General features: G+C 44.3%; 21 protein-coding genes, 1 other RNA gene and 4 pseudogenes. 21 read left to right on the top strand and 5 right to left on the bottom strand.

Features of this window, described 5'->3' with window-relative positions:
* Positions 1–28 precede the first annotated feature (28 nt).
* A complete protein-coding gene (gene cysS, locus ACLD6A_RS02865) occupies positions 29–1,654 on the bottom strand; it encodes a cysteine--tRNA ligase (RefSeq protein ID WP_410313528.1) in 1,626 nt (541 codons plus the stop codon).
* Positions 1,655–1,846: 192 nt separating this feature from the next.
* Between cysS and ACLD6A_RS02860 the strand changes: the two genes are divergently transcribed.
* Complete coding sequence (locus ACLD6A_RS02860) at positions 1,847–3,184, top strand: nicotinate phosphoribosyltransferase (RefSeq protein WP_004135496.1); 1,338 nt, start codon at positions 1,847–1,849, stop codon at positions 3,182–3,184.
* An 89-nt stretch (positions 3,185–3,273) separates the two neighbouring features.
* Here the strand turns inward: ACLD6A_RS02860 and ACLD6A_RS02855 are convergent, their stop codons facing one another.
* On the bottom strand, positions 3,274–3,603 hold the full coding sequence (locus tag ACLD6A_RS02855; RefSeq protein ID WP_004135497.1) for a DUF3039 domain-containing protein: 330 nt from the start codon (positions 3,601–3,603) through the stop codon (positions 3,274–3,276).
* 163 nt (positions 3,604–3,766) lie between these two features.
* Here ACLD6A_RS02855 and coaD point away from each other — a divergent pair, with 163 nt between their 5' ends.
* The 4 genes from coaD (at position 3,767) to rpmF (ending at position 6,345) form a co-directional block, all read left to right on the top strand.
* Positions 3,767–4,345, top strand: a complete 579-nt coding sequence (gene coaD / locus ACLD6A_RS02850) for a pantetheine-phosphate adenylyltransferase (RefSeq protein ID WP_410313527.1) — start codon at positions 3,767–3,769, stop codon at positions 4,343–4,345.
* Positions 4,346–4,360: 15 nt separating this feature from the next.
* Positions 4,361–5,398: a hypothetical protein gene (locus ACLD6A_RS02845; RefSeq protein WP_019260473.1), complete on the top strand. Its 1,038-nt coding sequence runs from the start codon at positions 4,361–4,363 to the stop codon at positions 5,396–5,398.
* The gene (locus ACLD6A_RS02840) at positions 5,399–6,028 is read left to right on the top strand and encodes a YceD family protein (protein WP_410313526.1); all 630 of its coding nucleotides are present in this window, start codon (positions 5,399–5,401) and stop codon (positions 6,026–6,028) included.
* Positions 6,029–6,150: 122 nt separating this feature from the next.
* Positions 6,151–6,345: a 50S ribosomal protein L32 gene (gene rpmF, locus ACLD6A_RS02835; RefSeq protein ID WP_004127492.1), complete on the top strand. Its 195-nt coding sequence runs from the start codon at positions 6,151–6,153 to the stop codon at positions 6,343–6,345.
* 292 nt (positions 6,346–6,637) lie between these two features.
* Here rpmF and rnc read toward each other — a convergent pair whose 3' ends face one another.
* The gene (rnc, locus tag ACLD6A_RS02830; protein WP_410313525.1) at positions 6,638–7,447 is read right to left on the bottom strand and encodes a ribonuclease III; all 810 of its coding nucleotides are present in this window, start codon (positions 7,445–7,447) and stop codon (positions 6,638–6,640) included.
* A gap of 96 nt (positions 7,448–7,543) precedes the next feature.
* Here rnc and ACLD6A_RS02825 point away from each other — a divergent pair.
* The 16 genes and pseudogenes from ACLD6A_RS02825 to ACLD6A_RS02750 form a co-directional block, all read left to right on the top strand.
* A pseudogene (locus ACLD6A_RS02825) lies at positions 7,544–9,248 on the top strand (ABC-F family ATP-binding cassette domain-containing protein); the annotation flags it as partial.
* Between the two features lie 152 nt (positions 9,249–9,400).
* Positions 9,401–9,628: pseudogene (locus tag ACLD6A_RS02820) on the top strand (ABC transporter C-terminal domain-containing protein); the annotation flags it as partial.
* 36 nt (positions 9,629–9,664) lie between these two features.
* Entirely contained in the window at positions 9,665–10,426 is a 762-nt protein-coding gene (gene rph / locus ACLD6A_RS02815) for a ribonuclease PH (RefSeq protein ID WP_004135504.1), read from the top strand.
* Between the two features lie 24 nt (positions 10,427–10,450).
* A complete protein-coding gene (locus tag ACLD6A_RS02810; protein ID WP_004135505.1) occupies positions 10,451–11,137 on the top strand; it encodes a non-canonical purine NTP pyrophosphatase in 687 nt (228 codons plus the stop codon).
* Between the two features lie 94 nt (positions 11,138–11,231).
* Positions 11,232–11,378 carry a hypothetical protein gene (locus ACLD6A_RS02805; RefSeq protein WP_176605909.1) on the top strand — a complete coding sequence of 49 codons (147 nt, stop codon included), beginning with the start codon at positions 11,232–11,234 and terminating at the stop codon, positions 11,376–11,378.
* A gap of 213 nt (positions 11,379–11,591) precedes the next feature.
* On the top strand, positions 11,592–13,340 hold the full coding sequence (locus ACLD6A_RS02800; protein WP_004135507.1) for an ABC transporter permease: 1,749 nt from the start codon (positions 11,592–11,594) through the stop codon (positions 13,338–13,340).
* Between the two features lie 78 nt (positions 13,341–13,418).
* Positions 13,419–14,244, top strand: a pseudogene (locus ACLD6A_RS02795) (ABC transporter ATP-binding protein); the annotation flags it as partial.
* Between the two features lie 62 nt (positions 14,245–14,306).
* Positions 14,307–14,933: pseudogene (locus ACLD6A_RS02790) on the top strand (AAA-associated domain-containing protein); the annotation flags it as partial.
* A gap of 247 nt (positions 14,934–15,180) precedes the next feature.
* A complete protein-coding gene (rplS, locus tag ACLD6A_RS02785; protein ID WP_004127473.1) occupies positions 15,181–15,549 on the top strand; it encodes a 50S ribosomal protein L19 in 369 nt (122 codons plus the stop codon).
* 27 nt (positions 15,550–15,576) lie between these two features.
* Positions 15,577–16,395: a signal peptidase I gene (lepB, locus tag ACLD6A_RS02780; RefSeq protein WP_004135511.1), complete on the top strand. Its 819-nt coding sequence runs from the start codon at positions 15,577–15,579 to the stop codon at positions 16,393–16,395.
* A 37-nt stretch (positions 16,396–16,432) separates the two neighbouring features.
* On the top strand, positions 16,433–17,137 hold the full coding sequence (locus ACLD6A_RS02775; protein ID WP_004135513.1) for a ribonuclease HII: 705 nt from the start codon (positions 16,433–16,435) through the stop codon (positions 17,135–17,137).
* Between the two features lie 222 nt (positions 17,138–17,359).
* The gene (locus tag ACLD6A_RS02770) at positions 17,360–19,987 is read left to right on the top strand and encodes a hypothetical protein (protein ID WP_004135515.1); all 2,628 of its coding nucleotides are present in this window, start codon (positions 17,360–17,362) and stop codon (positions 19,985–19,987) included.
* A 1-nt stretch (position 19,988) separates the two neighbouring features.
* Positions 19,989–20,711, top strand: coding sequence for an HNH endonuclease family protein (locus tag ACLD6A_RS02765; protein ID WP_004135517.1), 723 nt, complete (start codon positions 19,989–19,991; stop codon positions 20,709–20,711).
* 111 nt (positions 20,712–20,822) lie between these two features.
* Positions 20,823–21,335 (top strand): Panacea domain-containing protein, encoded by a 513-nt coding sequence (locus ACLD6A_RS02760; RefSeq protein ID WP_004135519.1) that lies wholly within the window; start codon positions 20,823–20,825, stop codon positions 21,333–21,335.
* Positions 21,332–21,808, top strand: coding sequence for a Fic family protein (locus ACLD6A_RS02755; RefSeq protein WP_004135521.1), 477 nt, complete (start codon positions 21,332–21,334; stop codon positions 21,806–21,808). Before ACLD6A_RS02760 ends, ACLD6A_RS02755 begins: the two co-directional genes overlap by 4 nt.
* 450 nt (positions 21,809–22,258) lie before the next feature.
* Positions 22,259–22,963 carry a DUF3800 domain-containing protein gene (locus tag ACLD6A_RS02750; protein ID WP_004135526.1) on the top strand — a complete coding sequence of 235 codons (705 nt, stop codon included), beginning with the start codon at positions 22,259–22,261 and terminating at the stop codon, positions 22,961–22,963.
* A 78-nt stretch (positions 22,964–23,041) separates the two neighbouring features.
* Here ACLD6A_RS02750 and ACLD6A_RS02745 read toward each other — a convergent pair whose 3' ends face one another.
* A complete protein-coding gene (locus tag ACLD6A_RS02745; protein WP_410313524.1) occupies positions 23,042–24,493 on the bottom strand; it encodes a tyrosine-type recombinase/integrase in 1,452 nt (483 codons plus the stop codon).
* A 228-nt stretch (positions 24,494–24,721) separates the two neighbouring features.
* Positions 24,722–25,118, bottom strand: a transfer-messenger RNA (tmRNA) gene (gene ssrA, locus ACLD6A_RS02740).
* Positions 25,119–25,240 lie beyond the last annotated feature (122 nt).

The following is a 25,240-nucleotide window of genomic DNA, read 5'->3' as shown; positions in this document are numbered from 1 at the left end:
AACGTTGTGTAGCTGTGTGGTTGCTTTCTTACTGCAAATGCCACGAAGATCCTTTAGCGCCGTCTTCAATTACGATTCCGGCGTTATTCAGCGCATCTCTAATTGCGTCTGCTGTAGAAAAATCTTTTGCCTTTCTAGCATCTGCTCTAGCCTGAAGCTGCAAAGCGATTAAAGCGTCCAAAGCTGCGCATTCCTTACTGCTTTCTCCGTTTGCTCCGGTTGCAGAAGATTTATTTGCGTTAGAAGTCCAAGGATCTGCATAAGGATCCAATCCAAGCGCGTCTAGCATAGCGCGCACTTGTAAAACGGCTGTATATAGCAGTTTTTGCGTGCTACTGTTTTGTGCTTGTGCGCAGTCGTCAAGAATTGCGTTACCTTGACGGATTGCTGTGAAGATTGCCGCGTTTGCGCCAGAGACGTTAATATCGTCGTTCATTGCGCGCGTAAAATCTTCCGGAAGCAAGTCTGCATCTACAGATTGCACTTCTTCTCGCGTCGGCGTATTTTCAAGCAATCTGCCAGCTCGCTCAAGGAAGTTTGTAATGCGATCGTAAGCAGATTTTGCTTCTACTAAAGCCTGGTCAGACCATTCCAACATTGCGCGGTATTGCACGGCTCCAAGTGCGTAACGCACAACCCAAGCTGAATTATTCGCTAAAACAACTGGTACGGAGAGGCCATTTCCTAAAGATTTAGACATTTTTTCACCCTTGGCTGTAACCCACGCGGAATGCATCCACACATTTGCGCTTTTCCAGCCTGCAGCACGCGTTTGTGCCATCTCGTTTTCGTGATGTGGGAATCGCAAATCTAATCCGCCGCCGTGAATATCAAAATCGTCGCCAAGATAGCGGTGGCTCATAGCTGAGCATTCAATATGCCAACCTGGGCGTCCTTCGCCAAAAGGTGTTTTCCAGCGCGCATCCGGCTGGTCGAAATCGCAAGGTGCTTTCCAAAGCGCAAAATCTCTAGGATCGTGCTTGTCTGGGGATGCGTCGGCAGGGTCGGTTGGGTTGTAAATATCGTTTCCTGCTGAGTCAACACTTGGGCCTTTTTCGTCTGCAATTGCGGAAGCTTCGTCACCATCAATTTCATTACGATTTTGATTTTGGTGCGTAAGCTCGCCGTAATGCTCCCAGCTTGGCACGTCAAAATAGACGTTTCCAGTAGGATTTCCGGCGCTGTCATTAATAACATATGCGTGACCGCGCTCAATTAAGCGCTCAATCAGCTCAACCATATCCGTAATATGGCCGGTAGCGCGCGGCTCAACAGTTGGCGGCAAAACTCCCAAAGTGTTGTAAGCTTCAGTAAATTCGCGCTCATAAATGTATGCGCGCTCCCACCAAGTTTGTCCGGCTTCGCTAGCTTTTTTCATGATTTTGTCGTCAATATCTGTGACGTTTCTAACGAACGTAACTTTGTATCCTAAGCGCAGCATCCATCGGCGTACTACGTCAAAAGCAATTGCCGCGCGAATATGACCAATATGCGGCGAGCTTTGCACTGTAGCGCCGCAAACATACATGCCAACTTGCCCAGGTTTTGCAGGCTTAAACGCGCTTGTTTTGTGTGAAGCAGTGTTGTATAAGCGCAAGTTTTCCGCGGCTTTACTAAGTTTTGTTGTCTCTTCGTTCAAAGTCTTATTAAGCATAATTGCTATTATAAATGCTTCTTTATACTCAGAGTGACTTTGAGAAGTTGCATTTCGTGCGTCGGCTCTTTAGTTAGCGATACAATTATTGCGATTTGGTTTTAGATTTAGCTTTAGTAATCCAATTAGATTCATATCTACTATTATCTATTACCTAGCTGTTTTTATTTTGTTCGTTACGAAAGGAATATCATGGCTGAGATTTCATCTGCTCTTATGACGGACATGTATGAATACACTATGCTTGACGCTGCTCTTAAGGACGGCACTGCAAATCGCAAGTGCGTTTTTGAAATTTTTACGCGCCACTTGCCTCAGGGTCGTCGCTACGGCGTTGTTGCCGGAACGGGTCGCATTTTGGAAGAGCTGCAAAAATTCCATCTTTCGGAAGATGATTTGCGTTTCTTAAGTGATCGTAAAATTGTTAGTGCCGAAACTATTAAATGGCTGGAAAATTTCCGATTCCACGGTAAAATTTCCGGTTATCGCGAAGGGGAGATGTTCTTCCCGAATTCGCCAATTTTGCAGGTAGAAGGCACTTTTGGTGAGTGCACTTTGCTTGAAACTGTGCTTCTTTCTGTGCTTAATTACGATTGCGCGGTCGCTTCTGCCGCAGCACGTATGGTTTCAGCCTCCGCAGGTCGTCCTTGCATGGATATGGGCGGCCGTCGCACGAACGAATATTCTGCAGTTGCTGCATCTAGAGCCGCGGTTATTGGTGGTTTTAAGGGAACTGCAAACCTGCTTGCTGCAAAACTTTACGGATTGAAGGCAATTGGAACCGCAGCTCACTGCTTTACTCTTGTTCACGACACTGAGCGCGACGCTTTTACTTCTCAAATTGCCGCTCTTGGCAAGGGCACTACGCTTCTTGTTGACACATACAATATTGAGGAAGCTGTAAAGACAGCTGTGGAAGTTGCGGGCCCTGATCTTGGTGGAATTCGTATTGATTCTGGAGATTTGTGCGCTTTGGCTCGTCGCGTAAGAAATCAGCTCGACGAGTTGGGTGCTAAAAACACGAAGATTACAGTTACTAACGATTTGGACGAGTATGCTTTGGCTTCCTTGCAAACCGCTCCTGTGGATTCTTACGGAATTGGCACAATGCTTGTAACAGGCTCCGGCGCTCCAACTTGCGCAATGGTTTATAAGCTTACTGAGCGCGAGGGTGCTGATGGCGTTATGCAGCCTGTTGCTAAGAGGTCTAAGAATAAGGCGACTGTGCCTGGGCGAAAGTTGGCGTATCGTTCATACGATTACAGCAGCGATTCTTGCGGTGTGGCAGATTGCGAACGCGTGATTTCCGGTTCGGAAGTTGCGCTCGCTCAGTTTAAGCCTGAGGATTCGTGGGAGAATCTGCTGGTTGATTACATGGTTGACGGTGAAGCTGACGAACAATTTATGGGTCATGATGCGATTATGCGCGCTCAAGATTATTGCGCTTCTGCTTTGAGACGATTGCCGTTGGCTGCGCAAAGTTTGATGCGTGGAGACCCTGCAATCCCAACTGAAGTACGCGTTTTATAAATTGCGCATTGGCAAAAAGCAGCTTAGTGGCAGCGTTTACTAGTAGCGCTTACTAGAAACTTAGTAGCGTTTACTAGTAGCGCTGCTTGTTAGAAATTGAGCTTGCCCATTTCGTCATAAATGCGCTTGCATTCAGGGCATACCGGATAGTCGTTTGCTTCGTGGCGAGGAATCCACACTTTTCCGCATAACGCGACTACCGGTCGCCCTGTTAAGCGCGACTCTTCAACGCGATCTTTAGAAACGTAGTGTGCAAATCGGTCTGCATTTCCACCGTCGTCTAAACGAGCATCTTCATCTACTTCCGGACGCTCAAGTACAGAAGTAGATGTACCTGAACCGGAATCTGGATTAGAGGATTGCGAATCGGCTTCCATAATTGCATTAAGTGTGCTATCTGCTAATAACGTTGAAAGCATTGCGCATCCCTTTCTATAATCATGCCTGACTAAATCTAATCTAATTTAATCAAACGTCGGTATTAACTAGCATAAAGCATTATTGCAACAAACGCACGAAAACTTTCGCACTCTATTGTGCCATGCGTTTCACTATGAGCTATGTGGGTGATAATCTAAAAGCATGACTATAGCTGTGTGCCCCGGCTCGTATGATCCAGTCACTGCCGGCCATTTAGACGTAATACAACGCTGTACGCATCTATTTGATGAAGTACACGTGCTTGTTGCGGTGAACGCTGCAAAAACGCCGTTGTTTTCAGAGTCTGAGCGTGTGCAGATTATTCGCGAAGCTGTGAAAAATTTGCGTAATACGCATAGTAATTGCGCTGATACTAGCGCTGATACTTGTTCCTGCAGTAACGCAGGAAAAATAGTTGTCTCCTCAACAACAGGCTTAATTACCGACTATTGCAAAAAAGTAGGCGCAACGGCAATCGTCAAAGGCTTGCGTCAAAACGGCGACTATGAAGCCGAACTTGGAATGGCTCTAGTAAATCGCAAATTAGCTGGAATTGAAACGCTTTTCTTGCCGGCAGATCCAATACTTGAACATGTTTCAAGCTCCGTAGTTAAAGACGTTGCGCGTCACGGAGGAAATGTTACTGGCATGGTTCCAGATAACGTAATACCCTTATTACAAAAGCTTTTTGCTGAACAAGCTTCAGATCAAAGCAATAATTCAGTTACGCTGAACAATTGAGACAGGAGAGTAGAAATGACAAATAAAGATGAACTTAACAGTGAAACCTCTGGATTAGCAAGCATCGCAAGCGAGCAAGCAGAGGAAAATCACGCTGAAAATAATGCAAAACTGCCGCTTCATCCTATTCTTGCCGACGAAGAAGATGCACAAGATGAGGTTATAAACACAACAGCATCTGAAGAGCAGAATCTTCCTAAAGGTGATTTATTAGTTGATTTAGATGCAGACAACACAGAAACTTCATCTGTTGCAGCAGTTGGAAATGTTTCTGATGCGAATGAAGTTCGTGACATTACAGCAGATAAAGCAAGTCAAAAAGACAAAAGTAGCAAAAAAGCTTCTGCAGCATCTGCATTTTCTGCTTTCCCTCTACCGGATTTGCGAGAGCGCGAAGACGGCGGTGCAATAGATTTTGAAGAAGATGAAGCTCCTTTAGCTGCGCAAACAACTAAAGTAAGTGACGAAGTGCGTTCAAAGAGTCGTGCAGAATTTACTACTGTTTACGACATTATTGACGCCATGGAAACAACGCTTTCGGAAGCAAAAAACGTGCTATTTGCTGCTGGAATGGTAAAAATTGATCGCGACGAATTTGTTGATCAGTTAGCTCGTTTGAAAGATATGCTTCCAGTTCAGTTGGAACGCGCCTCTGCATTAATGCGTGAAGCGGAACGACGCTTACGCACGGCGCAGGCTCAAGCAAATTCCATTGTTTCTTCTGCTCAGTCTCAGTCTGCAGAAATTATTGAAGAAGCTCAGGAGCGTGCGCAATTCTTGGCAGGTCAAGAAAACGTTACAGCTTTGGCAAAGCAGAAAGCTCGCGATATTCTCGATACTGCTCAAGCTAAGTCAGACAAGCTCACTCAGGGTGCAGATCAGTATTGCGCGAATGTTATGGAAGGCTTAAAGACTCAGCTCGATAAGTTGGAACAAGACGTGCAAGCTGGTCGCAGAGTGCTAGAAGAGCGACGTAGGGCTGCAAAGAGAGCACAAGACGAGATTAAAGAATCTTTATACGATAATAATGACGAAGAAGAAAGGAATGATTAAATGACTTCGCATCCTTCCCAATCACCATGGGCGATTCCAGTAGCGCAAATGGCTGCGCGCGCTGGTAGCAGCATGGCTGTGCACCGCGTATTTCCAGCTCCGGAAGGTATTGGAGATTATGTTATTGGTGTAAAGCCAGGCAGTGATGTGCATGTTGATGGTGACTTTGATGCTGTTGTTGACGGCCTAATGTTCCAGGGAAGTATTACAGCTCCAGTGCACGCCGAGTGCACGCGCTGCTTGATGCCGCTTCGTCGTGATTGGAAAGTAGATGTGTGCGTTTTCTTCCCTTATGTAGATGAGCGCTCGCAACATGCGGATAATCGCAAGAACCGCAAAGATGTTGACGAAGACGAATCTCAAATTTGGGAAGATAATGACGAGTCAGGAAACGTGTATCCGCTGGTCGGCGGCGGCGATTTTGCTGATATTGAGGCGCTTATTCGCGACACGATGGTAAGCGAGCTGCCTTTGCAGCCGTTGTGCGAGCCAGATTGCCGCGGACTTTGCCCGCAGTGTGGCGAAAATCTTAACGAGCATCCGGAGCATCACCACGATGTTATGGATATTCGATTCGCAGCTTTGGAAGGATTAAAAGCGCAGCTTGAGGAGGCTGAAAAACGGCATTAATTTTACGCGCGTGAGTAGTTTATGTCGCGCTAGATTGCGAGCAAATTACGCAATTGTACGGTGCGTGCTGTAATATACAGAACGCTTAAGCTCAATCGTTTGAACGAAATAGAGGAAAAACTATGGCACTGCCTAAATACAAGACCTCGCGTGCTAATACGCATTCGCGTCGCGCTAATTGGAAGGCGTCTGCCGTGCAGACTGTGACTTGCCCGAACTGCGGTTCTGAGGCATTCCCACACATGGCTTGCCCATCCTGCGGAACCTTCCGCGGTCGTGTGTACCGCGAAGCTATTCGCTCGGCGCACAACAACTAGGTTGTACTGAAAAACCCTGCCATCGACGGGTGGCAGGGTTTTTCTTTTTCTTGCGTATTGTGGCTGTGAGGGGTGGGTGTTGCTTATCTCGCAGCGCTCCAAACGCTAGACAGATTCCCCGCATTTGGAGGGTTTGGTCTGGTGTGGCGCTCCAAACGTGGGAATTTTATCTCGTGTTTGGAGGGTTTGGTCTGGTGTGGCGCTCCAAACGTGAGGAAAGTTTCTCGCATTTGGAGGGTTTATTGTTGCTCTGTGCTCCATTTGTGAGAGCATCACCTCGTGTTTGGAGCATTCACTCGTTAGTGGAATTCGCGCGCGCGTCGAGCGCGTGCCAAGCGACTTCAGCAGCAGCAAGTTGCGCTTTACGTTTGCTAGATCCGCTTCCAACTCCAAGAACTTCGTCGCCGTCCTTGTGTGCAAGAACTGCTCGCGCCTCAAAAACTGGAGCATATTCAGGCCCAGAAACAGCCATACGATACTCCGGATCTTCCAATCCCATATCGTGCGCCTTAACCGTAAGTGAAGTCTTCCAATCAAGTGCTGGACCTTCGGTCAAAACTTCCGCCAAAGTGTCATCAATCAAACGATGCACCACAGCGCGCGCTTCATCAATACCGTGTTCAACAAAAGTTGCGCCAATAAGCGCCTCAACAATATCGCAAAGAATCGAATCCTTATTATTTCCGCCCTGCTCCATTTCGCCGCGACCGAGTAAAATATACGGCCCAACATGCAGCTTTTCGCGCGCAACAGCAGAAAGCGCCCATTCAGACACAGCTTTCGCTCGCATCTTCGCAAGTTGACCTTCAGTCATATCTGGATGTGCAGAAAATAGCGTTTCTGTAGACACGAGCTCTAAAACAGCATCTCCTAAAAACTCAAGTCGCTCATAATTTCTAGTACCTGGATGCTCGTGCGAAAACGAGCGGTGCGTAAGCGCTTCTACCAAAAGATCCGGAGAAATAGTTGTGCCTAAAGCGTCTAAAAGCTCCTGAGTTGGATCCCCAGCGCGGGCCTCGCCGTCGTCTAATCTTAAAACTCCACTTGCTTTATGCGCACTCTTCGTATCGTGCTGATTTTCTTGATTATTTTGAGTCTTCATAACAGCACTAGTATAGTCCACATTGCCAACACGCACGCTTCTAGATCAAGTTAGATTAAATCTGTTCGTAGAAGTCTGCAGCTATATTTGTGCATTATGCCTACGTATGATTTGGGATTAGAACGAGTTTCGCTAGAGTTTGCTACAAAAACGATTTTTACTGATGTAACTCAAGGTGTTTTTGAAGGCGACAGAATCGGTATTGTTGGTAAAAATGGTGACGGAAAGTCGACGCTTCTTCGTCTGCTTTCTGGGCATATTAAGCCTGATTCCGGTCGCGTAACTAAGCGTGGAGGGCTTACTTTTGGCATGCTAGACCAGCGCGATCCTTTAGATGACAACGCAACTGTGCGTAAGGCTGCTTTGGAAAATCGCGAGGATTACGAGTGGGCTGCAGACCCGCGCTCGCGCGAAATCGTAGAAGCTCTTCTTGGCGGAATCAATTTGGAAGCAAAAGTTGGTACGCTTTCCGGCGGTCAGCGTAGGCGCGCGGATTTGGCAAGATTGCTTCTTCACGACTGGGATATTTTGGCTTTAGACGAGCCTACGAACCATTTGGACGTTGTAACAATTCACTGGCTTGCAGAGCATCTTCTTCACCGCTGGCAGGACGGCCAGGGCGCGCTTTTGATTGTTACTCACGATCGCTGGTTTTTAGATGAAGTTTGCACATCTATGTGGGAAGTTCACGACGGCGTAATAGATCCGTTTGAAGGCGGCTACAGTGCGTACATGCTTCAGCGAGTTGAGCGCGAGCGTCAGGCGGATGTGCGCGAGGAGCGTCGCAGAAATTTGGCAAGAAAAGAGTTGGCGTGGCTTTCTAGGGGTGCTCGTGCGCGTTCAACTAAGCAGAAGTTCCATGTAAAGCAGGCTCGCGAGCTTATTGCAGACGTGCCTCCAATGCGTGATACTTTGGAATTGAAGAAAATGGCAACTTCTCGTCTTGGCAAGCAAGTTGTTGATTTGATTGATGTTACGCAAATTTTTGACGATGCTAATCAGCTAAAAAATATTGATCCGGATATTGCAGAAAGTGCTGCTACTTCAGAAAAATCAAATAAAGTTGACATTGTAGAATCTGCTTTTGCGCAACCAACTCACGTAGGAAGCGTTACGATTGCAGTCGACGAAAATCAAGAAAATCTTTCTGAAGAAAATCCGGAAACTGCTGCAGCAGAACGAAAAACTATTACCGGCCGCATGATTCTCGACGATGCAACATGGCTAATCGGCCCTGGAGATCGTTTTGGAATTGTTGGCGCAAACGGTGCCGGAAAATCAACGCTATTAAGCATTATTGACGGCTCGCTAAAACCTACGATTGGACGCGTAAACATTGGCAAAACTGTAAAATTTGCTGTGCTTTCGCAGCGCCTTGAAGAGCTTGAAAAGCTTGGAAAATATAAGGTTAAGGAAGTTTTAAGCCGCTATAAACCGAGCTACATTATTGACGGGAAAGAAGTTACTCCCGGTCAGCTTATGGAGCGTCTTGGTTTTAAGCCTGAGCAGCTTATGACGCCGATTGCGGATCTTTCGGGCGGTCAAAAGCGACGCATGCAACTGCTTTTGATTCTTCTAAACGAGCCAAATGTGCTGATTATGGACGAGCCTGGTAATGATTTAGATACCGACATGCTGGCTGTTATGGAAGATTTGCTTGACACGTGGCCTGGCACGCTTATTGTAGTTTCGCACGATCGCTACTTGCTTGAGCGCGTAACCGATCAGCAGTTTGCGCTTATTGACGGCAAAATTCGTCATCTTCCTGGCGGTGTAGACGAGTATTTGCAGATTGTAGAAAAATTGCAACGCGAGCACGAAAATAATATTAATTCTACAAAAGTGCAAAATGGTAACGGAAGTAGCGGAATAAATTCAGCAAGTGCGAAAAGTGCTGAAAGTGCTGCTAGTGCTGCAGAAAGTACAGTAAGTGCGTCTTCAGTAAGTGCGCCGAAACTTACTGGTAAAGCCTACCATGATGCCACAAGACGCGTGGCAGCAATTGAGCGAAAACTTGCAAAACTTGAAGATCAAAAATCCAATATTGAATCTCAAATGGCTTCTCACGATCCGAGCGACTTCGTTGGTCTTCAAGCTCTTAACGAAGAATTGCAGCAGAATGCGCAAGAAACTAGCGATCTTGAAGAAGAGTGGATGGAACTTTCTGAGCAGCTGCAGTGATTAGAAGATAACAGCCACGTGCTAAATTTGTGAGTTATGGCTCAAATCAAGGATATGCTGGAATCTGTAAAACCAATTCGCGTAGACGGTCGTGAAGTTGACGAGCTTCGCCCTGTGCGAATTACGCGTAAATTTACTGACGTTCCTGAAGGCTCTGTGCTTATTGAGTGCGGAAATACGCGCGTTATGTGCACTGCAACTTTTACTGTTGGTGTTCCTCGTTGGCGCAGGGATTCCGGCTTAGGCTGGGTAACTGCCGAATATTCTATGCTTCCTCGAGCTACTGCTGAGCGTACCGACCGCGAATCTGTGCGCGGAAAAATTGGCGGTCGCACGCATGAAATTAGCCGTCTTATTGGTCGCTGCTTGCGCGGAGTTGTCGATATGAAAGCAATGGGCGAGTGCCAGATTCAAATCGACTGCGATGTTTTACAGGCAGATGGCGGAACTCGCACAGCTTCCGTAACTGGAGCTTACGTAGCATTGGTAGATGCGCTTAATTGGGCGGAAAAGAATGGTCATATTCGTTCCGCTGCAAGCGTTCTTAAAGATGCTGTTTCGGCAGTTTCGGTTGGCGTTATTAATGGCACGCCTATGCTTGATTTGCCTTATGTTGAAGACAGTCAGGCTATGACAGATATGAACGTTGCTATGACTGGTTCTGGCACGTTTATTGAAATTCAGGGAACTGCTGAGCATCGTCCGTTTAATCGCGACGAATTAAATACTTTGCTTGATTTAGCAACAAAAGGTAATCGTGAGCTGCAGAAAGCGCAAAAAGCTGCTTTAGCCAAATAGTAAACAGATTGAAGGAGAGCGGGCGTGAAACTTGTTGTGGCAACACATAATGAGGGAAAACTCGTTGAAATTAAGCGTATTTTAGCTGAACAGTTAGCTCAACTAGCAGATAGGTTTGAACTGATTACTGCTGGTTCTCTTGGTTTGCCCGATCCTGTGGAAACCGGAGTTACTTTTGAGCAGAATGCGTTGCTTAAAGCTAGAGATGTTGCTTCAAGAACTGGCTTGCCTGCTATTGCGGATGATTCCGGTATTATTGTTGATATTTTGGGCGGCGCTCCTGGAATTTTGTCTGCTCGTTGGAGCGGAGTTCATGGTGACGATAAAGCTAATAATGCTCTTCTTCTTAAGCAGCTTTCGGATATTCCGGATCGATTCTTAACAGCGCGTTTTCGTTGTGCTGCTGCTCTTGCTATTCCAGATGCTTGTAGCGAAGTTCCTGAAGGCAGTGTTATGCTGCACACTCACGGTTTTGAAACGGTTAGAATGGGGGAGATGATTGGTCATCTTCTTCGCGAAGAGCGTGGAAACAACGGTTTTGGTTACGATCCTATTTTTGTTCCAGACGAGCAGCCTATTCGTAACGGCGTTCAAATGGAAGGTTTAACTAGCGCTGAGCTTACTCAGGAAGAGAAGAATAGTATTTCTCACCGCGGCCACGCTTTGCGAGCTTTGTTGCCTGAATTACAAGCTTTGTTTATTACAGAATAAATAGCTTTGTTTAAGATTCCTCTGCGCGTAGCGTGCCTTGACACAGGTTTAATCGTTATTTATAATTAGCACGGCGTTAAGGAGGTGATTTGCCGTGAAACATGACAGTAACAGTCATAATTCTAGTACTCGCACTACGAGTGAAGGTTCTGACACTATTGGCAGTAGTAGTTCGGACGTTCCTCCTGAATATATGAAGCCGGCAATCACCGCATTTAGGTTGCAAAGATTGCAAAAATAAAACTTACGAAATCTGCAAAACTTACTTGGAAACTTGCAAAAATAAAAAGTAAGCTGCAATTTTTTGAGCCTAAAAAGCAATCAATGGTGATACGGCTACATAAATCAATCTGAAAATAGATCTAAGAATAGATCTGCAACTAAATCTGAAAAAGATTTAAGAAAATATAAGTAAAGGCAAATAAACCTTTAGCTCCTATCAGAGGACTTTATTATGACCGTATTCACAACTTCGCGCAAGGAAGGCGCAGGCGCACAGGTTGACGAGAACACTCGCTTCTGGTCCGATATTATTGTGTGCGTAGGCATTATTGCTGTTTTTGGCGTAACTGCTTTCCTTATTCAGCGCATAAATCAGCCGATTGGCCCAAGCGGTATTCCTTCTAAAGTGTCTACCGACTTAATTAATCTTCCTTACTACACTTTGCGCTCAGTATTTCGTATGCTTCTTGCGCTAGTGGCATCTCTTATTTTTACTATTGTTTATGGCTCTCTTGCAGCTCGAAGTCGAAGACTCGGCAAGGTGCTTATTCCGCTTTTGGATATTTTGCAGTCTGTGCCAATTCTGGGCTTCCTTTCGGCGACTGTTACCATTTGGTTGGTGATTTTCCCTGGATCGATGCTCGGCGTTGAAGCGGCTTCGATTTTCGCTATTTTTACAAGCCAAGCATGGAATATGACTTTTTCCTTCCACCGTTCGTTGCTCAGCGAGCCGAAGGAGTTGGACGAGGCGGTTCGTAGCCTGCAACTTACGCATTGGCAGCGCTTCTGGGTGTTAGATATGCCAAACGCAATGATTCCGCTGCTTTGGAATTGCATGATGTCTGTTGGTGGCGGATGGTTCTTCCTTACCGCTTCGGAAATGATTTCCGTAAATAACCACACTTACGCTCTTCCTGGTATCGGTAGCTTTGTTGCGCAATCTGCTGCAGATAATAAGCTCGGGAATATTTGGTGGGCTATTGCTTCTATGGTTGTGGTTGTTTTGGCGCTTGACTTCTTCTTGTGGAAGCCGCTTACTGCATGGGCTGAGCGTTTCCGCATTACGCAGAGCGCTTCGGACAATGAGCGTCACAGCGCTATTTTGACGCTTATTCGTCATTCTCACGCCGATGAGGTTATTAGCAAGCTTTTCTTGCCAATTAGAGAGTGGTTAGAAAAGATTACTCGTCCGCTTGGTCGCACAGGAGCTAAGTGGCCTCATAGAGCTTCGCAGCGCAAGTTTGGTGACTGGGCGTTTAACGTTTTAATGTTCCTTATTGTTGCAGCAGGTGTGGTGCACATGCTTTACTTTGTGCATACAACTGCAGGATTGCAAGAGTTTATTACAGCAGGCATGCTTGGTGGAATTACTTTTGTGCGAGTTGCTGTTTTGATTTTTGTTAGCTCGCTTATTTGGGTTCCAGTTGGTGTTTTAATTGGCATGAATCCAAAGATTTCTAGAATTATGCAGCCTATTGTGCAAATTCTTGCAAGCTTCCCAGCGAACTTTATATTCCCATTTGCAATGGCTTTGTTTATGGCTTGGCATATTGACTTGGGTTGGGGAAGTATTATTTTGATGGCTCTTGGCACGCAATGGTACATTCTTTTCAATGTTATTGCTGGCGCTAGTGCTATTCCAGATGATTTGCGTGAAATGACGCGCAGCTTTAGGCTGGCTCGCGTTTTGCGTTGGAAGACGCTTATTTTGCCGTCTATTTTTGGTTCTTGGTGCACCGGTGGTATTACAGCTGCAGGCGGCGCTTGGAACGCTTCGATTGTTTCGGAAATTGTTGAATACGGTAAGCATCGTATGTCTACTGCAGGCTTGGGTGCTTATATTACCAACGCAACTACTATGGGAGATACTGCCCGCACTTTAGTTGGCGTAACTGTTATGAGCTTAATTGTTGTTTTAAGTAATCGACTATTCTGGTCGCCTCTGCAACGTATTTCCGAAAAACGCTACGTATTGAACTAGCTGAATTAAGCAAACTAATTAAATCAACTAATTGAATCAGCTAAAATAACAAATTTTATAAAACAGATTGGCAAAATTATGAATACTTTGAAAAGCAATGCAAAAACAGCGCAATCCTCAATTACAAGCGATATTATCGACGCAAAGCACATCAGTCAAAGCTTCACTTCCGACAGCGGCACAACTCAGCATGTTTTGCACGATATTTCTTTCACTCTTCGCGAAGGTGAAATCGTAGCAATTTTGGGACGTTCTGGTGCTGGAAAATCAACCTTCCTTCGCACAATGGCAGGCCTTGTGCAGCCTACGGAAGGAACAGTAACGTATCGTGGCCGAGAGCTTACTGGCCCAAACCCGGGGGTTGCAATCGTATTTCAAACCTTCGCTCTTATGCCGTGGCTTACCGTGCAAGACAATGTGGAACTTGGTTTGCGAGCTAGAGGTGTTAGCAAAGAAAAGCGCACTGAGCTTGCGCTCGCTGCAATTGACGCAATCGGTTTGGACGGCTTTGAAACCGCTTACCCAAAGGAGCTTTCCGGCGGCATGCGTCAGCGCGTAGGTATTGCGCGTGCGTTGGTTTTGCGACCGGATGCTCTTTTTATGGATGAGCCGTTCTCTGCACTCGATGTTCTTACTGCAGAAAACTTGCGTCAGGAAGTTCTTAAGCTTTGGTCTAGCGAGGAGCGCGATATTAAGTCTGTGCTTATTGTTACGCACAATATTGAAGAAGCTGTGCAAATGGCTGACCGCGTGGTTGTTTTAGGCTCGCATCCGGGTCATTTAATTGCAGATGTTCAGGTTGATTTGCCTCGTCCTCGAGATAAGCACAGTGCTGAATTTGAGGCTATGGTCGATAATCTATACGCTATTTTGACCGGTTCTGCTCCAGAAAGTGCTTCTGAGCAGGAGAGTTCACAGTCTAATGATTTGCAGAACCAAACTCAATCTGCAGATACTGAGGATGCTGAAGATGATGAAGCTGCAGCAATTGCAGATATGCTTATTCAGCGTCATCATGACGATGAAGACGAAGACAAGCAAAGCGAAGATGAAGCTGAGTCTGGAGAAGTAAAGGCAGAGCCTGTGTCTGTTCGTTTGCTTCCAAACGCAACCCCAGGCGGTATGGCAGGTTTGCTTGATGTTATTTCAGAAAATCCAGACGGAATTGATTTGGCTGATTTGGCAGCAGACTTGTCGTTTGAAATCGACGATTTGTTCCCGCTTGTTGATGCTGGCACAATGCTTAATCTTCTCACAGCAGAAAACGGCCATATTACTATTACTTCTGCTGGAGAAGAATGGCATAACGCCGACATTTTGCACAGTAAGCAAGTGTTTGCGCGACTAGCTATTGAGCATGCTCCTCTTGTTCACGCAATTGATCAGGCTTTGAGTCGTAACCGCAACGGTAAGCTTCGCGGCGAGTTGATTTTGGATTTGCTGCGCAGTAAGCATACGGATGCGCTTGCTCGTCAACAGTTTGATATTGCGATTAGCTGGGGTCGTTACGGCGAGTTGTTTGATTACGATGCCGACGATGACGAGTTGACTCGTACTGTTGAAACTGCTCCTTTGGACGGTGTTGCACGCTGAAATAGCTTGAAATAGTGTGCAATACTGCTCATTAATAATGTCCATTATTGTGCATAAATTTGATACTTGTATGCTTTCGATAAAAGGATGCCGCATAGTTCTTTTATCTTTAGGTCTAGTCGCTTCTTATTTAAGATTGCGCGGATCGAAAGCCCCCTAAAAAGCGAACTTTTTGGGGAAAATTGCGTAGCGCATTTGCTGCTAACGCTTACTATGCGTCGGTATGCGGCGGCGATGGAGGAATATTATGGTAAATGCTGTAGAAGCATTTGATGCTAAGCATCTTAAGGCAGCTGAGGAAATCCCAGCTTTCCGTCCTGGCGATACTGTTGACGTTAACGTTAAGATTCAGGAAGGTAACAACACTCGTATTCAGACCTTCACCGGCGTGGTGATTGCTCGTAAGGGTGCTGGCGTGCGTGAAACTTTCGTTGTGCGTAAGGTGAGCTTCGGCACTGGTGTTGAGCGTCGTTTCCCACTTCATTCCCCAGCTATCGATTCGATTAAGCTGGTTCGTAGCGGTCGCGTTCGTCGCGCTAAGCTTTACTACTTGCGCGCTTTGCGTGGTAAGGCTGCTCGTATTGCCGAGCGTCGTGATAACAGCGCTGCTAAGTAAATCAACCTTAAAGTGAAGGATTAAATTATGTCTGATGGCACGCAAATTAGCGATACTCATATCGTCGCGGTAGCGGGTCATGGCGTAGATCCTTCACCGGTTCCACCTGAGCCGGAAGGTTATGAGCCTTCCGGCTTTGGTGGTTTTTGGAAAAATAGAAAAAACAAAAAAAATAGTAAAGAGAGCCGAAATATCAAGCGTTTTGCTCATGCTCGCAATCAAAAAAACGGCGATCATTTTTCTCTTAAAGACGCTTTAGTTTGGTTTGGTATTCCAGTTTTTGTAGTGTTAATTATTCGCCTGTTTTTGCTTGGCGCGTATACTATTCCTTCTGGCTCTATGCTCGACACTATTCACATTGGTGATTATGTTGTTACGTCAAAGCTAACTCCTAGCGTATTTCCTTTGCATCGAGGAGATATTGTAGTTTTTGAAGATCCTGCTCATTGGTTAAGTGGAGAGTCTTCTAACGGTCTAGTTGGCAAGGATTTGATTAAGCGTCTTATTGGTTTGCCTGGCGATACTGTTGAATGTAAGGGAGCGGGGGAGCCTGTTACTGTTAACGGTGTTCCTGTTCACGAATCTGCTTATATTCGTCCTGGTGTAGATCCAAGTGCTTTTCCTTTTAAGGTAAAGGTTAAAGCTGGGCATGTTTTTGTTCTTGGAGATAATCGCGCTAATTCTGCAGATTCCCGCTACCATCGTAACGATGGCGACGATGGTTTGGTGCCGATTTCTAAAATCGAGGGCGTTGCAGTGTTCCGCACGTGGCCTTTGGATCGAGTTGGTTTTTTGGATGAGCATCACGATGCTTTTGACGATGTGCCAAGCAGATCTGCTAATTAAACTTATAAATTAAACTTATGCAAGTAAAGTCTTAATTATGCCGAAAGAATCTTCTAAAATACCTCTTATACCATCTCTTAATAATGAAAAAAGTTTGCTTTGCGAAGGATACGATTGGGTTATTGGCCTAGATGAAGTTGGCCGCGGATCTCTTGCAGGTCCGGTAATGGTTGGAGCTGCCGCTATTTGTAAAAATCAAATCGAAGCGCAAACAATTCCTGAAGGTTTAGCCGATTCTAAATTACTTACTGAGCGTCGTCGAGAAGACTTATTTAATCCTCTTCAAAAATGGTGTACTTCTTGGGCTGTTGGATCTTGTACTAATAAAGAAATAGATGAGTGGGGTATTAGTTATGCGCTTGGCGTTGCGGCTTTGAAAGCAATCGCAAAAGTCGAGGAAGATATTCAAATAAGTAAAAAAGAAGACACTCGTATTGCAGCAATATTGGATGGTCCATGCGACTACATTGATAAAGTTGCCAACACTTTTGACGCACCATTTGTGCCGCTTCCTGTAAAAGTGCATACGCTTGTGAAGGCAGACCGCCAGTGTGCAAGTGTTGCGGCTGCTGCAGTTTTGGCAAAAGTTACAAGAGATAATCTTATGGTGACGTTATCTAAAAAACCGCAATACGAAGCCTACGATTGGGCGCATAATAAAGGCTACGGTTCTCTAGCTCATCGAAACGCAATTAAAGAAGTAGGTCCTAGCGATTTGCACAGACTGTCTTGGAATTTGTAAACAAGTGAATTTATAAACAAGTGAATTTATAAACAAGTTTTAATAAGTGTCGATTGTTCTTGCCAAATCTATGCAAATGTTAAACGCTTTCTTTTTGAGCGATTTTCAAAGCCTCAAAATGGCTTAAAATCAACATAATTTAGCGCTAGTCGGCGTGTTGATGGTGTGTGTAAAGCGTAATCTTAAAAGCGGTGGGGGAACTTGTTTTGGGAAAAATTTGCAATGAGTATTCGTAATGAAGAAAAGGATCAGGAGATGATAAATCGCTGTTTTGCGTTCGTTCCAGGCATTAAGCATTTAGTTGCTTTAAGGTCGGCGTGCCTCGCGATTTCTTATCTTATGAATATTGCATTTGCTTACATTTGTGTTGGAATGCTTTCTCCGGTTCTTCGCCCAGTTCGTTCAGTTGGAACTTCTTTAATGAGTTCTGTTGAATTTACTTCGTATACTATTGCTTTAGTTGCTATTATTCTTATAAAATACGCGGCTTTTCACTGGTCTTCGACTATGCAAACAGATATTGAGTCGCGTGTTGCAATGCGTTTGCGCCCAAAAATGCTTCACGCAATGCTATCTTTAAGATCCGCAAATATTGAAGAAACTGGAGATTTTGTAAATTTTTCAGTAAATGACGATATTTCTGCAATCCAGCGTTTTATTGCCGTTCTTGTGCCTCAAATCGTTGCAGCTATTCCTATTCCAGTAGTTATTTCTGCTGTGCTATGCACGGTAAATCCTGCTATTGCTGGCATTTGCGCTATATCTGCAATGTTTAATATTGCGTCTCTTGTGCTAGTTTTGCTTATGCGTTCTGCATATTGGCGTTGCGTTAGTGCGTTGTGCTCTTACGTTATTGCCTCAATAGCGATTGTTGCTACAGTTTGGTTATCTAGCGTAAAAGGCGTGGGTCTTGCTGCAGCGCTGCTAACAATGCCTTTGTTAATGCTTAGTGTTCAGCCGTTTAGAGCTGTTAGCAAGTATATGCATGTTATTCGTGACGCTGTGCTTGGAATGAAGCACGTTGAATCTTTATTGCGCACTGTAACAGATTCTAACGCTCCAATATCTTTTAGTGACGACGGTTCAACATTATCTTTGCCAGATGGTTCCACGAATATTGCTCTGCGCATGCGCTGCGATATTAAATGCAATGGTAGTAACAATAACGAGTTTGAGTGTTTATCTATAGTTGCGCGCTCTGGTGAGCTTCAAGTAGTTCCAAGCAAATATCAGTCTGCTATGCACGCATACATGCTTTCTGGAACTGGGTTTAACAAAAACGCTGACGTATTGCTGTCTTATAGCGATCGTTACGAAGTTCAGGAAGATGATAATTCTCCGTTTGTTTCGCTTGATACTTTTGGGGAAGGCGGCAATTCTTCGTATCTTTCTTTAAACGATGCTACTTACGGCGCTCTTGCAGATATTGTTACTGTTGTTAGCGAAAAAAGTCACCTGTTTTCCATGACTTTGCGCGAAAACTTACTTCTTGCTGCTCCAAATGCCACAACTACTGCTATGTGGGATGCTTTGCGAGCTGCTAGAGTAGACGGCGTTGTTTATGCAGATTATGACGGATTAGATATTCCTATTGATCGTTTGCTAAATAATCCTGATTCAGCATACAATCCGGAAGATATTATTCGTCGAATTATTCTTGCACGCGCTTTACTTCGTCACACTCCTGTTTATATTTTCGACTATTGTGCGCAAGATATTAGCGAGTCAGAAGCCGAAAAAATTATTAAGATTTTGCGTAGAGTTGCGCGCTCTGCAACCGTAATAGTTTTAATGCCTAACGATGCGGGACTAACTTCTGCGGATACTAAAGTTACCGTGGAAGTTTATAAGCATATTTTGGATAATAAGTCAGGCGAAATTCAAAAATCGCAAGCAAGCTCTCAAGCAAGTGCGCAGGCAGGTGTGCAAGCAGGTGCACAAATAAAAAATATCGCACCTATTTCTGCTATTATTTCCGAATCAAGCAAGCGCAACATTTCCAAGTTTAAGCGCGCTATTTTTGCTATTCTTTCCACGTTTATTACAGCACTTAATCTTGCGGCAACAGTGTGTATTCCTGTAACTATTGTTTCTGCAATGTTTGCTGTTGCTGGCAGGCCAATCTTTGGTTTTGTAATGCAACAATGTGTTATGGTTGCTGTTTTATGCATGGCTATTAGAGCTTTTACTCTTGTGATTTCTTTTGCAGGTTTAGACATGCATAACGAGCGTTGGCATAAGGCTCATATAAGTATGAATGTTGGAATGGTTTGCGCTGTTATTCCACTAATTGTTGTGCTTTACTATTTCAATAAAAACTTATCTTATATTGCGATTGCAGCATGCGTGATTATTGTGTTCGTGCTGCCTAGATACTTGCTTATTCGCTCAAAGCATGTTGTAAATAAGCTTCGTTATGAAAAGAATGATGTTGAGTGCGAAGTGAACGATATTGAGCTTGGTATTGATGAGATTCTTGCTTTCCGTCAAGGTGAGCATTGTGTGAATCGAATGATTGCTTCAATGAAAAAAGTTTCGCAACAAGACATGCGTTTAGCGCGTAAAATAGCAGGTATTTCGTCGTTTATACTAGCTTTGGCGTTAGCAAGTATTGCTGCTGCAGCGTTGGTTGTGGCAAATACTGTTCATCCTGTTCCAACGAATCTTCCAGCATGGAGCACTGTATATGCTGTTATGGCAATGGTGTTGCTTGTGATTATGATTCAGCAAGTTATTGACGTTGTTTTGCAGCGTATACCTGCGATGGTAAGAACAAGTGGTAAAGCTGGTAAAGTGGCTGGCAAAGCGGCTGGTAGGGCGGCTGCAGCGGCTGGAGCATCTGGTAAATAGTATGTATATGCGCAAGCGGCGTAAACTTTCAAAAAGACAGTTAGCTGCAATTATTTGGATGATTATACTTGCTGTGCTAATTGGCGTTGCTGTCGGCTTGCTTTTGCCAAAGATTAGTAACAATGTAGGCAAGATTACTGGTGAATACGAGGCGAGTGGAGATGCTGCTAAAGCGCTTAAAAAGCTTCGTGTAGCGAAACCGTATCACAAAGGCTACGAGCGTCAAGTATTTGGGTATCGCACTACGGATGAAGATGGCAACGGTTGCGATGTTAGAGAAGATGTTTTAGCTCGCGATTTGCGAAATGTAAAATACAAGTACGCTGGTTCGTGCAAAGTGCGCTCCGGGCTTCTTCACGATCCGTACACAGGATTGGATATTAATTTCGTGCGTGGCCGCAAAACCAGCGCCTTGGTGCAAATAGATCACGTTGTTGCTTTGCAAAACGCTTGGGAATCTGGGGCTTGGAATTGGAATGCTTCAAAAAGGTTGAAATTTGGCAACGATATGCTTAATTTACTTGCTGTGCAAGGCGCGGCAAATCAAGAAAAAGGATCTGCTTCTGCAGCGTACTGGCTTCCTTCTAACAAATCATTTAGATGCGAATATGTGGCTCGCCAAATTGCTGTCAAATATAAGTATGGGCTTACTGTAACGCGTGATGAAAAGCAAAACATGCTGGCTGTATTACACAATTGCGGTGCGCAAGATCTGCCAAGGTGAATGCACTCAATATAGTCTTATCTTGTGTTTTTATGGTAATATTAACGAGATATTCTGTAGAGTATATTTTACTTGTACATGCGTAATAAGTTTTTTGAAAGGAGATTAAATATGAAAGCTTTAGATATAGCATCAATTTTTATTGATCGATACGGAAAAAAGCTAGCATTAACCAATCTCACTTTGAATAAGCTGGTATATTTTGCGCAAGTAGAATCGTTACGTAATAATCCTGAGCATCCGTTATTTACGGATGAGATTCAAGCTTGGGAATATGGTCCTGTAGAACCTAGTGTTTATAACGAGTTTAAGCAGTTTGGGCGAAATCGTATTTTCAATGCGCCTAATCACGAAACCAGCCAGTATGCTGATTGCATTGTAGATACTGTTGTTAAAAAATATGCTTGGATGAATTCGTTTGATTTAGTAAATTATGCTCATCGTGCTGGAGGTGCATGGCACAATGTGTATGACGCTTCGCACAATAAGCCGATTCTTATACAGAATATTCTGCAATCGTCAGATGTTACTTCGTATCCTGCTAAGAAAAATACGTTTATTAGTGCTGTAGATGCTGTAAAAAAACAGTATCCGAATACTTTGCGTATTCTTGGTGACGCATGAGACAGTATGATGCTCTTGTTTGGAATGAGGAACAGATTATTGCCTTCGCAGAAATAGTGTGTTCTATTCAACGAGAGATTGTTGATACAAGCCAAGGACTTGCTACTGTTAAGCAAGAAGTTCAGGGCAGTGTTGAAAATGTTTTGTATTCTTCATTTGCGATTATTTTTGATGAGTATCCAGCTGATCGAAATAATTATACGGATATTTTTGACCAAATTGCTGACTTTGCTACGCATCTTGCCAAAGACCATATTTTCCCTGATGCCAATAAGCGTACGACAGTATTAACGTGTGTAGCTTTACTTCGCAATAATGGGATTATTCTTGATATCGAAGATAGTGCAAATCCTTTTGACAATGCTTTATATAAATGGATTCAGAATATTGTTGAAGGTAAGATTGAGCGCGCGAGCTTAGCAGAACAGTTACGTTCACACGCTCATTTATTATCGAATGAAGTTAATTATTAGATAGAGTTCCGAACAATCGAGGTGTCCGGGACTCGCTGTCCATTATACTGCAGGTTCATTATGAAATTAGATGCAATAGTATCAGCTATGTTCTCACTCGTTATTATCGCTGGAGTATGGTGCCATTTTTCACCTTGGCTCATAACTGGTTGTGCTGTAATCAGTGCCGTATGTGCGTTAGATGCTGGGAGAAAGCACAAATGACTGATATTTGGCTTCTTTCTGAAGCTCTTGGCGTTACTTGCGATGTTATCCAGGATTATCGCTCTTTCCTTTCCATTCCCGTTCTTGTGTGATGTCTTACCTATCGTATAAATTTTTTTACACAGGCATTTATTGCGCTGTATACGTGGGTAGCTGAATTAACGTTTAAGCGGCGTATTCCGTCGCCAGCCCCACGGTTAGGAAGGCCGCGTTTAGCGGCTTTTCCTATAGTTAGAGGATTATTATATGAATATTTTTGTGTATGCGGATGAATCTGGAGTGTTCGATTATAAGCACAATGACGTGTTTGTTTTTGGCGGTCTTATATTTTTGGATAAAGATGAAAAAGATTCTGCACAGCGTTTGTATATTGCAGCTGAGAAAGTTCAGCGCGATAATGGTGCTGCTAGCGGGCATTCAGAGATGAAGGCAATTTATCTTAAAAATAAGCAAAAGTATTCCATGTTTCGCTCTATGAATCATTATCATCGTTTTGGCGTTGTTGTCGAGCAAGAATATGTTAATAAGAAGATTTTTGATAACAAGAAAACTAAACAACGATATTTAGATTATGCTTTTAAGATTGCCGTTAAATCTGAGTTGCAGAAAATGCTTGACAATAATGAAATATGCAAAAATTCTATAGAAAACATATACGTTTTTATGGACGAACATACTACAGCAACAAACGGTAGATATGAATTACGTGAAGCATTAGAGAATGAATTTAAGAATGGAACGTATAACAGGACTTGGGAAAAATATTTCCCACCATTGTTCCCTGGTATGAAGTCCGTTGATTTGAAATTAAAAGATTCAAAGCAAGATGCGCTTATTAGAGCAGCTGATATTGTAGCTAATAGATTATATTGGGCTGCGTCAAATAAGGATTATGATAAAGTAAAAAATTCTATTGATTTTATTTTTCTCCCAAATAAACATGAATGCTAAAGATGTCTAACAATAGCAACCAAAGGCGTTGAAAATTGCGATTTTGCATTTTCAGTGCCTTTTTTGCGTATTTTTAGCCTAAAGTAGCCGTGAAAGTAGCTGAATTTGATTTTCTGGGGGCATTTGACTGATTATTGTGGCTTGCCTCGTTTTGTCTATTGCTTTGAGCGTTGTCACTTGCTGATCTAGCGTTAGTGCTGATAGTACTGCTATGAGTGGGTCTTTTTCTTGATTTTGTGTAGGTCCTACATTATTTTGTGTAGGCCCTACAGTTTTTTGCATTTCTACGTTTTGTGATTTTATGCCGAGTTGTTCTTCTTTTGCTTGTTCATTAAGTCTAGCTGATGTACGCTTGCGTTGCGCTTGGCTGATTTGCTGGTATACGGATACAGTTTTAATGTCGCTATGACCTGCAACTTCCATGAGTTCTGCAAGGCTTGCGCCTGCTTCTCCGTAGTGTGTGAGTGCTGTGTGTCGAAGGTCGTGGAAGTGCATGTCTTTTAATGATGGCATGTGTGCTATTGCGCGGTTGAAGCTTTCTCTAAGGCTTGCTGGGGCAACGAACGCTCTAGGTGTGCGAGTATGTAGAATCAGCTCATCTGGTTTGCCGCTTGGCATTTGTTGCCGCATGTGCGTTTCAAAATATTCGCGCGTCCATTCTGGTATTGGTACTTTTCTTATGCTGCTTGCTGTTTTTGGCTTGCCTACTTCAAGGCGTCGTTTTTGCCCTAAGTGGTTTATGCTTTTTAGGCTTTTGTTGACGCTGATAGTCATTGCGTCAAGGTCTACGTCGCTTCTGGTGAGTGCGCAACATTCGCCTTCGCGTAATCCGCACGCTCCAGCTAGCATGACTCCGATGCGTAAATGTGGCGCCATCATGCTGTATATATCAACGAGTTGCGCGATGCTGATGGCGATGCTTTCGTGCCTTGTGCGTGGTTTTTTGAGTTTGAGTGTGCAAGGGTTGCGCTGTAATAGTGTTTCTCCAGCTGCGTTTACTTCTTTTGCACAAGCGTAGTTGAATATGCTTCTAAGTAGTGTGTAGCAGTGTGATCGTGCTACTGTATTTCTTCCTGTAAGTTCGTCGCAGTCGAATGCGTCATACCAGTTTTGTATGTCTTTGCTTGTGATTGTTTTGATGCGTCTTTCTCCAAATGCTGGTAGAAGATAATTGCGCAATCGTCCTTCTTTGTGTGATTGTGTAGTTTCTTCCAACCTGCTCCCGTCTGGTTTGCGCTGATTTTGCATATAGTCGTCTGCTAACTGCGCGAATGTGATTGAGCTTTTATCTATTTCGTGGCGGTTGATTTTGGCTGGGGGAGTCCATGTGCCTAATGCTATTTCTTTTTCTGCTTGAGCAAGCCATGCTTCTAGCTCTACGCGGTAGGCGGCTGGCAAGGTGCGCGTGAATTCTTTTGGCAGTGACGGGTTTTCCGCTAGTGCTGCTGGAGGCGTTGGATAGCGCGCTTCTAGTGCTTGCCCGTATGATCGTGTTACTTTTCTGATTTTCCCGAATTTGCGCCGTGCCATTAACGTTCCCCTTATTTAACCGTTTTATACCGTTAGGACGGTGAGAGGCGTCAACTATTGCATCTTGATTTTTTGACGCCTTCCGCAACGCCTTTCATAATGTATTATATTGTATCAAAATGTGTTATTTTGCACAATTCAATATTAAAAGTTCTTGAGTCTAAGGCATTGGAAACATTGGCTTTTGCTACAAAAAACGCCACTGTTTAAGCGGTGGCGTTATTGCGTTTGTGGAGTCGCGGGGAATTGAACCCCGGTCCGGTGACCGTACCCTCGGTCTTCTACGTGCGTAGTCTGCTGGCCGTGCGGCAGTTTTTCTGCCCCCATGTTATCGCAGACAATTCATGGCGAGCATATCTACAGTAAAAGTCCCTGAATTGCCCTGCAGCTCGGCAATTCAAGCAAGTCTTCTAATGACGTTCAGCACCACCCCGAAGACGTGAGTGGGTGAACGGAGCGGCTGCTCACTGGTTAATCCTGGCGCGAAGCTCAGGCAGCGAGAGCGAACTCAGTGCGATTAGATTTAGCACTTATTCTTTTGCGAAAGGACGTTTACGAGTGGACTTTCGCATTCTCGGCACGCTTCCCCGCGGCGAACAGATCGCCGTCGAAACCGATCGACCCCTTTTGAATTTTCAAATAATTGCTGCATTAAAGCAGACTTTATTATAGTACAACATATTCTGCGCGGTTGCTATGTGTGAGTTGCTGTGTGTGAGTTGTTGTGCGTGAGTTGTTGTGCGTGAG

This window comes from Gardnerella sp. Marseille-Q9691, assembly GCF_046507715.1.
Classification (GTDB): Bacteria; Actinomycetota; Actinomycetes; order Actinomycetales; family Bifidobacteriaceae; genus Bifidobacterium; species Bifidobacterium greenwoodii.
The sequence above is the reverse complement of the archived record's forward strand: the minus strand, read 5'-3'. Positions and strand labels throughout refer to the sequence as shown.